Here is a 13,514-nt window from a genome sequence, read left to right as displayed (position 1 = left end):
TTAAATTATAGAAACACAGTGACAAATAAAAATAATACTTTAAGCAATTGTATTAGCTTGATTTTAAATTCAATGATGAAATTTATTAATGATTGGAACAGTGGTTGCATTTTAAAAACAAAAAAGTGTGGAATAATACCAATGGCGACAAGCAACCCTCTCACAAAACAGTTTTTATTAGCGGCTAAGTATCAAGAAATACACGCGCTAAAGCAATTACAAAACAGTTGTGCCTCGCTTACTAAGTTAGGCGATTTTGTACATCAGTTACAAAAAGAACGTGCAATGAGTAATATCTTTTTAGCCTCAAATCGCGAGCGATTTAAAACCCAATTACAAGAACAAATCCCTTTAAGCAGCAGCGCACAAACTGCATTTTATGATTCTCTTAAACAAACATTTATAAACGACAACGCCGATACTGGTCATACTCGGTTATTTAATTTAATTACCTATAGCCTGCAAACACTTGACGCATTGCCCGAACTACGCAATCAAATAGCACAACAAAACATTAGTGCAGTGCATGCTACGCAGTCGTTCACGCAGTTAATTGCTAGTTTACTCAATATTATTTTAGAGGCAGCAGATGGCGCAAGCGATCCTAAAATAACGCGTTTGTTAGTTGCCTTTTTTAACTTTATGCAAGGTAAAGAGTATGCAGGACAAGAGCGCGCCTGTGGTGCACAAGCATTTGCAGCGAGTAAATTTACCACTGAGCAAAAACAACAACTCGCGCATTTCGTACAAGAGCAAAACCACAGCTTTGACTTTTTTAATGAGTACGCCGATGCGCACCTTTTAAAATGCTTTGCCACACTAACAACACATCAGGTTAATAATCAGGTAGACCAACTTAGAAGTTTACTGCAAAAACTCGATGACGAGAATGCTCAACCGCTCTCGCAACTAAGCGAAGTATGGTACGAAGTAACCACTACGCGCATAGATATAATGCACAAAATTGAACAAAATATAGCAGATCAATTAATTGATACCGCAGCAATGCAAATAGCCTGTGCTCAACGTAGTTTAAATACAAATAAGCAAGTACTTAACAATATGGCAGAGCAACACATAGCCCCTACTTTTGGCCAATTAGCCATTAAGCAACCAGAGCCAGAAGTAAACCAAAATATAGCGGCCGATAAGCTCAACAGTAATAAAACTATGTATGATTTAATTATCGAGCAAAGCCAGCATATAAAACAAATAAACCAAGCGTTACTTGACGCTAAAAAAGTTATTAGTGAGCAAAAGGTAATTCACCAAGCCAAGTACATACTTATTGAGCAGTTAAAACTCACCGAAGAGCAAGCCCATAAACAGCTACAAAAACAAGCAATGGATACGCATAAAACCTTATTTAGCGTAGCGCAAACAATTGTACAAATGAGCGATTAAATATGCTGTTTTTACTTGGGCATGTTGATCTTTAGTAATACCACTACCCTAAATAATAGTTATTTATTAAGTTACAAATTTCACACCCAGATTGAGTTTTGCCTTATTTTAAAATTGATTCATAACCTGCTGACTATAATAAGGTAAAACCCTAATTTGAAGTCTATTTATAATGCAAATTATTCAACGCATTTAAAATAATCAACTACAATAAGTTAATCATTTGTTACACCTCATTTTAATGAGGTATATTTAATACTGTTGTAGGAGTTTGAATGCCCAATGTAGAGAGTTATATAGAAGGTGTATCATTAATAGATGAGCAACAATTAACAACTTCTCTTGATAATGACATTCAAACAAACATAGAAAACATTGCTGAGCTAATTTTAAACATTTTTGATGCGAGCTCATTTTCTATTGTTGCTAATCTGCCTCAACGTGCTGTCGAGCTATATAAATCAGGTTCAGAAATAGCAGTAGCTAAAGAGCAACTAGCTGATGATATTTTTAATGAATCGATTATTGAGCATGACCTTAAAATATTTAGAGTTATATCGCCTATTATATTGCCCTCAAACCTTAAGTTTGGATGGTTGATATTCGAGCGAGCAAGTGATTCACTACTTACAGAAAAAGAAAAATCAATTTTAAATAGTTTACAAAAAAACTTTGTAAATCAGTTAGTCCAACGTAAAAACTTATTAGATAAAATAAACAGTGCTAAGTATAATTCAACAATTTGCGAGCAAAACAAAAAAGACGAAACTGAAAAAGATCGCTTAATTAAAAAATTACAAAAAATGAGCGATGAACTTGATGAATTTACCAGTATTGCTTCACACGATCTCAAGTCACCATTAAATGCTATAAAACGTTTATTAGAATGGGTTTATGATGATTGCAAAGATTTACTCCCTCAAGAGCACCTAGAAAATTTTCAGCTTGTGTTCAGCAGAGCTAATAGAATGCAAGTACTGCTAGAAGATTTACTAAGCTACTCGAGAATAAATAGCTGTGATTCAACTCGTGCAAACATATCTTTAGAAAGTCTTTACCAAGATATAGAAAAAATTTTAGAAGTTCCACAAGCTGTCACTGTTGATATACACGCCAATAACGAAGTACTCGATATACCACTGATCCCTTTTAAAACTGTTTTTCAAAATCTTATTAGTAATGCAATAAAACATAACAATAAAGAGCACCCGGTTATCGACATTTCACTTATCCCCTCTAATCAATATTACATTATTGAAATAAAAGATAATGGTCCAGGAATTAACCCTAAATATTTTTCACTCATATTTAAGTTATTTCAGACATTGCAATCTCGAGATGATGTTGAAGGGAGCGGCATCGGACTCTGTATTGCCAATAAGCTCATTATTAATTATGGGGGCAAAATTGAAGTAGCCTCCGATGGGGAACTCGGCAGTACATTCACTATTTTTTGGCCCAAAGTTTAACTATGAAATTATCAATTATAAACGAGCATCATGTAGATGCTGCTCTTAGAAGGAACTTATGAATATTTTAATTGTTGATGATGACTTAGTTGATCGCAAATTAATTAAAAAAATGCTTATTTCTGATGGCTCTCATCATCATGACATTACCGAAGTAACGTGCGTACCCGAGGGCTTGAAAGCCATTGAAGACACGCACTTTGATATAATACTACTCGATTATAATATGCCTAAAGAAGATGGCATTGAAATGCTAATTGAAATGCGTGCAAAGCCTAAACTCGGTAACACCGCAATTATCATGATTAGCTCCTCAGAGAACTCAGCTTTGGCTATTGAGTGTATAGAAGCAGGCGCTCAAGACTTTTTACCAAAAGGTGATATAACGAGGGATAGTTTAAATAAAGCACTTATATATGCCAAAAAACGCTTCGAGGCAGAACAACGTATGCACAACAGTTATCTTGCTGTAAAGCATATGGCAGAACGGGATCAGCTTACTGGTTTGTCTAATCGATATCATTTTGAAGAAATACTAAAAGTAATGATAGCTAACAATAAACGTGCTAAAAACTGCGTGGCGTTACTTGCTTTAGATTTAGATAACTTTAAAAATATTAATGATACGCTTGGCCATAGTGTCGGCGACGAAATTTTAATACAAACAGTAGAAAGAATTCATAGTTGCCTGAGACAAAATGAAGGATTTGCACGCTTAGGAGGCGATGAATTTGCAGTTATAATAGGTGGAATTTGCAATATTAATCAAATAGGTATGATAGCAAATAGAATACTAGCTGAAGTGTCTAAACCCTTTTTGCATGAAGGCAGAACTTTAAATTGCAGTGTTAGCATTGGAAGTGCCATATACCCAAATGATGCTACTGAATCTCATGAACTGCTAAAATGTGCTGATATTGCAATGTATCGCTCAAAGCAAAGTGGTAAAAGTAGAATTAGCTTTTACAAAGAGCAATATCAGTACGAATTTAGTCGCCGAGTAGATATTCAAAATAGTATAAAAGAGCATATAGAGGAAAAAAACTTTAGGCTATTTTATCAACCTGTTTATTGCTCAAAAACACAAATAATGACAGGTGTCGAAGCCCTTATCCGTTGGCCAGGTACAACCATTCATTATACTCCTGATGAATTTATTCCTATTGCTGAAGAGTGCCGATTAATAGCCCCTCTTGGAAAATGGATAATTGCGAGCGCTTTAGAGCAGTTATCTTTATGGCAGCAAAGCTATGAAACTCCCTTAACACTATCTATCAATATTTCACCTATTCAGCTACAAAAAGAGATTTTAGAGAGCTATTTATTAGAGACAGTCAAAACATACAACTTAAAAACCAACAGTATTATTCTTGAAATAACAGAAACAGCTTTTATGGAAAATAGTAAAGAAGTGATTGAGATATTAACTTCTTTGTCTAACAAGGGATTTAGGATTGCTTTGGACGATTTTGGTATGGGGTACTCATCCATATCTCATCTAATATCTTACCCTATTGATATAGTAAAATTAGACAAAAGCATGCAGTCGTTGGATGGAGAAAATAATAAGCGATTAAAAATAATCGAGAGTTTATCTTTAATGCTAAAAAAATTAGATTTTTTTGTGGTAGCTGAAGGAATCGAAACGAAAGCCCAACATCAGCTATGTAAAAAACTAAACATAGACTACTTGCAAGGTTTTCTATTTTCAAAACCTATGCCTGCAAACGAGATTAACTTGATACTCGATGGCTATTGTAAAAAATCATCCTTAAATAAATAGGTTATTTTGAGCCTCTGTAAAATTGAAGCTTAAATCAGACACCTATATAACTTTAAGCTAAAAACCTTTGGTTTGAGCCACATACTCAAACTAAAGGCTCTTCAATTGGCACAGCCTAATAGGTTAAAACTTAAAATACATGCACATCAGCTGTATTTATCTAAATGCTGACCAATAACAGCCATGACTTTTTCTTTTAACTCTGCTGCCTGAAAACTTCCTTTTACAAGGTAACCTTTTACAAAGTCGTGTGACATTATAATCTTTTTTTCTTCTTCTCTTTCAGATGAGCTAAACATCATAACTACACACGAGCTTATCTCTATCATTTTTCTGAGTTTAGAGAACTTCTCTAAAAATTGAATGCCATTAACTTTTGGCATATTAATGTCTAAAAATATAAGAATTGGAGGAAATCCATCAGGGTACTTTATTCTATTAGATTCATAATTTTCTAAAAATTCTAATGCTTCTTGACCATCTTTTTTTTCAAAAATTGTAAGATCTAACTTGGCTTCTTTTATTAGCCTTTTAAGAATATACCGGTCAACTTCGTTGTCATCGACAATTAATATAGGGGGTTTAATTTTTGTCATATTAGCTTATCCAATGGTATTACTATTTTAAATGTTGTGCCTTTATCAGAGCTTTGCAGTGATATTTCACCGTTTAAGTACTCAATATGTTTTTTAACCAACGCCATCCCTAAACCAGAGCCCGTACTCGTCTGTGCATGAAATCGCTTAAACATATCAAACACTTCACCTTGATGCTTTTGTGGTATTCCCATTCCGTTATCTGTAACAGTAATAAAAAACGTCTCTTGCTGATTGAAAATATCACAGCGGACATAAGGGGAGTCTTTATTTCTGTCGTAATACTTCAACCCGTTTGAAATTAAGTTTTCAATAATTTGAGAAAAACGCGCTTTTTCTGACTTTATAGGTACTGATAGATTAATTGTTGTCTCGAGCTTACAAGGATTATCTTTCATAAGCCAAGTGAGTCGCTCTTTCATATCAATAATCAACTGATTAAAATCAATTACATCTCTATCTTCACTACCAATTTCAGCTTTAGCTAATAGTAAAATATCAACAACAAGTGCCTCTAACTTTTCCATTTGTTGATAGATAACCAATGCATTTCGACTTGCCTCTTCAGTATCTCCTGCTTTTATATCTTCAATAACAAAATGCGCTAGGGATTTAGCCCCTGACAACGGTGATTTCAGGTCATGAGAAGCTCGATAAGCAAACTGTGCAAGTTCGTCATTTGCTTGCTGCAGGGAGGCTGTTTGGCTATTTATAATCTCTTTGAGTTCAATACTGTTTTCAATATTTAAAAGATCATTTTTAATCCGCTGCCTGGCCGCGATAACGAGTGCTTTTAATTCACCCGACGTTTTTATATCAAGCTCATCATCTAGGTTAATATTGCTTTCGGGTTTACTTGATAAGAGCAGGGTAAGATTTCGAATAGAGCTGGATATAGTACGAGAAAGGTAACTTATAAAAATAATATTAAAAAAAGATATGACGATAACAAGTGGAATTAACGTCATTAGTATAAACGATACTGTTTTTCTGATTGGTTCTTCAAACATCTCAGAGTGTTTGTTAAAGCTGACAAGTGCAACATTAAGGTTTAGTAAAAAATCAGCTCTACTGAGCTCACCTTTTTCATACTGAGTAACTGACAGTAGTGTTTTATCCGCAATTTCTATATCTTTTTCACAAATTGTTAAAGTTTGCTCTGTGTTAATAAATTTCATAACAGCATAATTTAATGGATTTATTTCTTCAATACAGTCAATTGGTTGCTGCCTAATTAACAATATATCTGACTCAATGGTATTTATATCTATGGGGAGATCATTTTCTATTTTTTTAACTGACTTAGTAAGTTGATGAGTATATTTTAAGTGAAGAAAATTAAGTTGGTGAAACTTGGCCCCTTTAGCTATTTCAAAAGCTGAGTAAACAGTAATACTTACCTCTGCAGCTGTTAAAATCACAATAAGCATCAGTTTTCTGGAGATATTCATATACGACACCTATTTTAGCTACTAACCCAACAGTTTTTTAATAACACTATAATAATTATAGTATTTATCACATTAGGTATAGCAGGTTTTATCTTTTTTACTAGCTCCTCAATAAATAACAATTTACGCTTAACTTAGTTCATTTTTAATACAAAGCTTCTTTTTAATTTTAGTTTGCCACTCAAGAGCAAGCTCCGGCAATTCGAGTGCTGCTAATAATACACTTTCATAATCTGGATATTTTTTATCAAAAAAAGCCTGGAACAGTTTTTTTACTGATATGTCGTGCGAGGCTTTCTTCTCGATAACAACACTATCACCCGTTTTTGCAACGCCTTGCTCTAGTACCCTAAAATACACGCCAGTGCAGTAATGCTGCGTAAACAGTTTAAGGCTGTTTTTATTATTAAGGGCGATAGCGAGTTTAAAACAAGGCACACGAGGCTGGCTTACTTCAAGTAATGCAGTACCAATTCGAATATGGTCACCTATGTGTATATTCGCTTCATCAAGGTCAGAAATCGTTAAGTTTTCGCCAAAGGCACCTACTGCCAAATCATCATTCTCGAGGGTTTGTTTCCAATAATCATAATGATTGTGCGAAAACGCGTAAACCGCTTTATCAACCCCGCCGTGATTAACTAAATCAGCTTGCTCATCCCCTATAATATTTAGCTTTTCAATAACAACAGGTTCGTTAGTTGGCGTTTTGAATATTCCCGTTTTCACCTCTTTACCATTATGAATAAGAGTTTTAATTTTAGAGATATTAGTCGAGATGATTTTCATTGCGATACCAACGGATGAGGAAGTAAAGATTAATTATGCAGGTTTTAAAATTATTATAAATAAATTTAAGCAAAAAAGTGACCGCTTAAGACTAAGCAGTCATTTAACAATATACAGTTTTTATTATTCTGCTTGTTTTAAAAAATACGTTTCGGCCAGTCCGTTATGTATTCCAGCTAAGTCTATTTGTATTTCATCGATAAAGTCATGCAACAGACCATTTTTAAGTACTCGTACGTCTTTATTTTCTAACTCAACAATTGCATCATCAATTGATTTAATAATTTCTGTTGAGTTTGGCAAAGGTAAAACCAATGCTTTTAATTCATTCATACAAAATAAAATAGATCGTGGGAATACTTTGCTGTGCATCACAAATTCTATTACATCAGCACGCTGTACTCTAACGCCCATTTCTTGGCGATACATTTGATAAGCACTTAACGAACGCAATAAACTGATCCACTGAATATTATCAAACGGCTTCACTTCTTCTTCATTAGTAATTAACGTAGCAGAGCGAATATCTAAAATTCGCGATGTCATATCTGCGCGCTCTATAATCGAACCAAAGCGGATAAAAACATAGCCCTGATCATGATTAATTGTGGCATCTAACGCCCCAAATATTTGATGGGCTGAATCTATAATCTTTTTTAAATAATCAAAACGTCCGCGCTTTGTTATCCCTTCTTTTTGATTATCTTTTACATAATAATAAAGAGAGTTAATTTCTTCCCATACATCTCGCGGTATTACATCGCGAATTGTACGCGCGCTTTCTCGTGCCGAAGTAATTGAGTTTAAAATTGACGAGCTATTATCGCTACCAACAAGTAAATACCTTAATGCTTTTTGTTCAGTAAAATCAGTATGGTTTTCTGAATACGCTTTACGCACACCAATAATATCAATTAATGGCTCCCAGCCGGTACATACGCCTTTGGGTAAGTCCATCATCAGTAAATTGTTAACGTTGATTAAACGAGCCACATTCTCCGCGCGCTCAATGTATCGAGATACCCAATATAAAGTTTCGCCTACTCTTGATAACATATTATTTAGCCTCTTCGTCAACAATCCAAGTATCTTTACTGCCACCACCTTGTGATGAATTAACCACCAAAGAGCCTTTAACCATAGCAACACGCGTTAATCCACCAGTGGTAACTTGCGTATCTTTACCTGATGATAAAATAAACGGTCTTAAATCGGTATGTCGACCATCTGGTTTATTACCATCAAATGTTGGTACTGTTGATAAATCTAATGTTGGTTGAGCTACCCAATTTCGTGGGTCCGCTTTAATTTGAGCAATACACGCTTCTTGTTCTTTTTTAGTCGATTTAGGACCAATTAATAATCCATATCCGCCAGATTCATTTGCTGGTTTAACAACAAGCTTATCGATATTTTTAATCACATGGTCGCATTCTTTCGGATCTAAACATTTGAACGTTGGGACATTAGCAAGTTTAGCCTCCTCGCCTAGGTAGTACTTAATCATCTCAGGTACATAGGCGTAAACTACTTTGTCATCAGCAACACCTGCGCCTGGTGCATTAACTAAAGCCACATTACCTTTAGACCAAGCACGCATTAATCCAGGAACGCCAAGTTGGGATTCTGGTAAAAAGGCTTCTGGGTCTAAAAATAAATCATCTATACGACGATAAATAACATCAACTCGTTGTAGCCCTGTGATTGTTCTCATGTATACACAGTCATCTTTTTCAACAACTAAATCGCGCCCTTCTACCAGTTCGCAACCCATTTCTTGGGCAAGGTAACAATGCTCAAAATAAGCGGAGTTAAACACCCCAGGAGTAAGTACCACGACTTCTGGTTTATCTTGTGGACGAGGCGACATTGCCGCTAGCATATCAAATAATTGTGAAGGGTAATCATCAACAGGTAAAATCGATACTTGCTCAAATAATTCAGGGAATACACGCTTCATTACAGAGCGATTTTCAAGCATATAAGATACACCTGAAGGAACACGCAGGTTATCCTCAAGCACATACATTGTACCGCTACCATCGCGTACTAAATCTGAGCCACAGATATGCGCCCATATTTTATTTGGCGGATTTATTCCCACACATTGCTGGCGAAAGTTAACTGATTTTTCTAGTAACCCTTTTGGAAAAACACCATCTTTTATTATTTTTTGGTCGTGGTATAAATCATCTATAAAAAGGTTAAGCGCTTCAACACGTTGCTTTAAACCAACCTCTACGCTTTGCCATTCTTTTTTGCCAATGGTACGCGGTATAATATCAAACGGCCAGGCTCTATCAATCATATTACCTTCGTTGTAAACCGTGAAAGTAATACCCATTTCTTTAATTGCTAAATCAGCAACCGCTCTGGCTTTTACTAATTCTTCTGCTGATAAATTAGCAAAAAATTGTGCTAATTGTGTTCCATGCGATCTAACGTTTCCTTGTGCATCAATTAATTCATCAAAGAAACCTTTTGTTTGGTACGCTTTCCAATCAATTTTCATACACTCTTTCACCTTATCCATCATCATATATGACGTAGTTAAACTGCTATTCCATTCGAATCATATCAACCGCTACATCAAGCAATTGACTACCGCCACCAAATACCACTCCTTTTAAAGGAGTTACGTCAGAAAAGTCTCGCCCTACGGCTAGAGTAATATGCTGATCGCGTGGTAAAACATTATTTGTTGGATCAAAATCAACCCAGCCAAAGTTTGGCACAAATACCGCAAACCATGCATGAGTTGCATCTGCACCTTCTAGCTTTTCTTCGCCTTCTGGCGGCATGGTTTCTATGTACCCACTTACGTATCGACCTGCTAACCCTACGCTACGTAAGCATGCAAGCGCAAAGTGTGCAAAGTCTTGGCAAACGCCCCTTTTTTGTGCAAAAACAGTGCTCAAAGGCGTACTAATTGTTGTAAAACCAGGATCATAATGAAATTCATGAAAAATCCGTGCCATTAAATCTGTGCACGCAGAAATTATATTTTTGTGTGCATCAAACGAAATTAATGCGTATTCTTTAATTCCTTTATCTATTGAAATAAGTTGTGAAGGTAGTACAAATTCAGACGTTTTTAATAATTCTGCCGTATTTGGTTTGACCAATAAATCACGTACTTTTCGCCAAGCAATATCAACACTCTCTAAATTGCTATTAGCGCCGACTAACAGTTCTACCTCGCTGATCATCGTGACTTTAAGTTTTTTATGCTGTATTGCTATTTCAAATGCTGTTACCTGATTATTAAAATAATCAGTAAATGTTTGTAAGTAAGTCGGAGTAGGTTCAATTTCTATACGACTACTGTGGCATATTTGCCCGCGATTCGTTTTTGGCGTTAATCGCGCTTGGTTTTGACACAAACTAACAAAGTCTGAATAGTTGTATGTAGTCGAGTGCTTTATTTTATATTTCACGATTGAGCTTGCTCAATATTAGTCCAGTTCAATTTATTTGCCGTTTGGGTATGAGAAAAATACTGTAGTAATAATACATCACAAAATGTATCTAAGTTCATACGCGTATTATGGTTAAATTCGATTAACTGGTTGCGTTGTCCATTTTCACTTTTTTGTAGGTAATCTTTCTCAGTTACATAACAACTTGTTTTAGATAGTAAAATTGCTTTTTCGTGTGCCGCAATTACGCCTTGCCTGCGTTTTGTGGGTAAATGCTTACATAACTTATTAATTTCCTCTAACTGAAATAATAAAGAACGTGGGTATTCAGCATCTAAAAGTAATAACTCAAGCCCTGTACCAATGGTTTGATACATTCTGTATCGGCGCTTATGCGTAACTAAACTAACTTGGCAACTTAGCACTGCTTCAAGTAAGCCAAGCTCTTCGGGCTCGTCTAACTCTTTGGTTAATAAAGCCGCACTTAGTGATGTTATTTGTAAGCTCCGCTCTACTCTTCTGCCCATTTCGAGTAAAAACCAGCCGTTACTATTTGGCATACAATCTGTAATCGAGCCATTAAAAGCCATAATTGAGCCTATAACTCTATCTAGGCTGCTTTGCATTGCACGCGTTGGAATATTAATATTTACATTTTTAAATACTTTAATTTGCTCATTAATATCATCAATTATTCGGCGGCTATCATGAGATAGTAATTCTTGAATTTGCACCGACGCATTTGCAATGTACTTTAATGTATTAATAATACTGCCAGCGCATTGCTCGTCTGCAAGGAGTTGAAAGGCGGTTTCTTTAGACAGATTTACATCAATGCCATCTAGTTTTAAATCAGGTTCTATATAGGGATAAACAATATATTGCGACCTAATGGCATTAGAAAGCCGTGCAACTATACTTTTTCGTATTGAATCTGGGTAAACAGAAAATTCGGTGTACTTGTCTATAAAAATACGCAAAATACGTATGGTGTTTTCGCAGCGTTCTAAGTATCGACCCAACCAAAAAAGGTGCTCAGCCGTACGGCTCGAAATAACCCCTTCGAGTAGCGTTACATCCATTCTTTTTCTAATTGGTACCGGTGGATTATGCTCGCCTAAATCAACTCTATCGGCTGTATTTATCCATGTATCTTTGATCCAACCAGATACTCTTGGGTTGTTACTTTTTTCGTTTGAAAAACACAGTGCTGAAGGAAGTACTTCTACACCATTTTCTGTGGTTAATGCATAACACCTAAACACCACTGGCTTGGAGATTAATTGCCCGTCATGCCAAAATGGTGCACTGCTAAAAGAAGGCTTTTCTTGGAAAAAGTAATTATCGGGTTCTTTGCTAATAAGTAGCTTTATTTCTTGCTCGTCCAACACTCCATCTAACTTGAGTGTAGGGTCTATAGCTGATAGTAGTTCGAGGTTATTCCAATCAACGGCTTGCGCTTCTTTTACATTTAAGTAATTTGGCTCACCCAACAACAGCGGCTGTTTTAAAATTTGCTGCGATAACTTTTCTAAGTTGCACTTTATTGAAGGTGACGAGAGCACACCACTACCAAACGGGTTCAAAACCTTAACAGACCCTTGTCGTACCGATTGTAATAAGCCCGGAATACCATGAAGTGAATATTCAGTTTGCTCTAAAGAATCAATACAACGATCAGAAACCCAGCGTAAAATGACATTAATTTTACCCAAACCTTGTAACGATTTTAAACAAACGTCACCACCACGTACGGTTAAGTCAGCGCTTTGTACTAATGTATAACCAAAGTAGGTAGATAGAAATGCATGCTCGTTGTAGTTAGGGTCATCAATTCCTTGGGTTAAAATTACAATTCGTGGGTCATCCATATAGTGGGTATATTCATTAATACCCTCTTGGAATAGATTTAGAAATTCTTTAATTTGCTGAACATTACATTCTGCAAATTCTTCAGCCATTACACGCCTTGCAATAATACGGCTTTTAATTAATAGCCCTAAGCCTAACGGGCACTGACAATGATCGCTTAATACTTTAAATTCGCCTGTAGGCGTGCGGTAAACATCTAATGCAGTAAAAAAAAGTGTTAATTCGTTACTAGGTAAACTAAAACCTTCGCGTAAGTAATTAGGGTCTTGAAAAAGCTGCTTTGCAGGAATGTGACCATCAACTAAAAGAGTTTGATCACCGTAAATATCTTGCTGAATTTTATTTAATAAAAGGGTTCTTTGTTTTATTCCCTCTTCGAGCAATGCCCAATCGGCTTTAGATAACATAAATGGCAATGGGTCGAAGTGCCACTGCTTATTGCTTTCATTTTTAATATTGCCATTTTGTAGCAATTGGCTAATTTCTGTAGCGCGGCTACTAACATCATCTGCTGTTAGACTAGCTAAACGCTTAAATAAAGTATCCCAATGGTCTGGGTTTAAACCACTGTGGTTTGCTAGTTCATCATGTCCATGTGATTTATCAAGGTATAAAGACAACCACTCAGGCAATTCCGGCATCGCGTTATTGTTAATATACAAGCTGAAAGCGCTCCAATTTATAGTAAATAGCCGTGTTCATAATGATGCTTTAAAAATATTTAGTCATTC

The 13,514-nt window shown here is 35.7% G+C and carries 10 protein-coding genes; 3 read left to right on the top strand and 7 right to left on the bottom strand.

Going from position 1 to position 13,514, the window contains the following annotated elements; translation table 11 throughout:
- Positions 1–141 precede the first annotated feature (141 nt).
- The 3 genes from H5157_RS13605 (at position 142) to H5157_RS13595 (ending at position 4,656) form a co-directional block, all read left to right on the top strand.
- Positions 142–1,404, top strand: a complete 1,263-nt coding sequence (locus H5157_RS13605; protein WP_182724875.1) for a nitrate- and nitrite sensing domain-containing protein — start codon at positions 142–144, stop codon at positions 1,402–1,404.
- A gap of 275 nt (positions 1,405–1,679) precedes the next feature.
- The gene (locus H5157_RS13600) at positions 1,680–2,873 is read left to right on the top strand and encodes an ATP-binding protein (protein WP_182724874.1); all 1,194 of its coding nucleotides are present in this window, start codon (positions 1,680–1,682) and stop codon (positions 2,871–2,873) included.
- A 58-nt stretch (positions 2,874–2,931) separates the two neighbouring features.
- Positions 2,932–4,656: a GGDEF domain-containing response regulator gene (locus H5157_RS13595; protein WP_182724873.1), complete on the top strand. Its 1,725-nt coding sequence runs from the start codon at positions 2,932–2,934 to the stop codon at positions 4,654–4,656.
- A gap of 146 nt (positions 4,657–4,802) precedes the next feature.
- Here H5157_RS13595 and H5157_RS13590 read toward each other — a convergent pair whose 3' ends face one another.
- From H5157_RS13590 to H5157_RS13560, 7 genes are all read right to left on the bottom strand, one after another.
- Complete coding sequence (locus H5157_RS13590) at positions 4,803–5,252, bottom strand: response regulator (RefSeq protein WP_024596059.1); 450 nt, start codon at positions 5,250–5,252, stop codon at positions 4,803–4,805.
- On the bottom strand, positions 5,249–6,703 hold the full coding sequence (locus H5157_RS13585; RefSeq protein ID WP_182724872.1) for an ATP-binding protein: 1,455 nt from the start codon (positions 6,701–6,703) through the stop codon (positions 5,249–5,251). The genes H5157_RS13590 and H5157_RS13585 overlap by 4 nt, the downstream gene beginning before the upstream one ends.
- Positions 6,704–6,832: 129 nt before the next feature.
- A complete protein-coding gene (locus tag H5157_RS13580) occupies positions 6,833–7,492 on the bottom strand; it encodes an MOSC domain-containing protein (protein ID WP_182724871.1) in 660 nt (219 codons plus the stop codon).
- A 123-nt stretch (positions 7,493–7,615) separates the two neighbouring features.
- Positions 7,616–8,548 carry an alpha-E domain-containing protein gene (locus H5157_RS13575; protein ID WP_007585221.1) on the bottom strand — a complete coding sequence of 311 codons (933 nt, stop codon included), beginning with the start codon at positions 8,546–8,548 and terminating at the stop codon, positions 7,616–7,618.
- A gap of 1 nt (position 8,549) precedes the next feature.
- Complete coding sequence (locus tag H5157_RS13570; protein ID WP_007585223.1) at positions 8,550–10,004, bottom strand: circularly permuted type 2 ATP-grasp protein; 1,455 nt, start codon at positions 10,002–10,004, stop codon at positions 8,550–8,552.
- Between the two features lie 46 nt (positions 10,005–10,050).
- The gene (locus tag H5157_RS13565) at positions 10,051–10,929 is read right to left on the bottom strand and encodes a transglutaminase family protein (RefSeq protein WP_024604869.1); all 879 of its coding nucleotides are present in this window, start codon (positions 10,927–10,929) and stop codon (positions 10,051–10,053) included.
- Complete coding sequence (locus H5157_RS13560) at positions 10,926–13,445, bottom strand: circularly permuted type 2 ATP-grasp protein (RefSeq protein WP_182724870.1); 2,520 nt, start codon at positions 13,443–13,445, stop codon at positions 10,926–10,928. Before H5157_RS13560 ends, H5157_RS13565 begins: the two co-directional genes overlap by 4 nt.
- Between the last annotated feature and the right edge of the window lie 69 nt (positions 13,446–13,514).

It is taken from the genome of Pseudoalteromonas sp. SG43-3 (assembly GCF_014164385.1).
Taxonomy (GTDB): Bacteria; Pseudomonadota; Gammaproteobacteria; order Enterobacterales; family Alteromonadaceae; genus Pseudoalteromonas; species Pseudoalteromonas distincta.
The sequence above is the reverse complement of the archived record's forward strand: the minus strand, read 5'-3'. Positions and strand labels throughout refer to the sequence as shown.

Bases quoted from the DNA above. Each gene is read 5' to 3' on its own strand.
- H5157_RS13605 (WP_182724875.1), top strand. From the start codon at position 142: ATGGCGACAAGCAACCCTCTCACAAAACAGTTTTTATTAGCGGCTAAG.
- H5157_RS13600 (WP_182724874.1), top strand. From the start codon at position 1,680: ATGCCCAATGTAGAGAGTTATATAGAAGGTGTATCATTAATAGATGAG.
- H5157_RS13595 (WP_182724873.1), top strand. From the start codon at position 2,932: ATGAATATTTTAATTGTTGATGATGACTTAGTTGATCGCAAATTAATT.
- H5157_RS13590 (WP_024596059.1), bottom strand. From the start codon at position 5,252: ATGACAAAAATTAAACCCCCTATATTAATTGTCGATGACAACGAAGTT.
- H5157_RS13585 (WP_182724872.1), bottom strand. From the start codon at position 6,703: ATGAATATCTCCAGAAAACTGATGCTTATTGTGATTTTAACAGCTGCA.
- H5157_RS13580 (WP_182724871.1), bottom strand. From the start codon at position 7,492: ATGAAAATCATCTCGACTAATATCTCTAAAATTAAAACTCTTATTCAT.
- H5157_RS13575 (WP_007585221.1), bottom strand. From the start codon at position 8,548: ATGTTATCAAGAGTAGGCGAAACTTTATATTGGGTATCTCGATACATT.
- H5157_RS13570 (WP_007585223.1), bottom strand. From the start codon at position 10,004: ATGAAAATTGATTGGAAAGCGTACCAAACAAAAGGTTTCTTTGATGAA.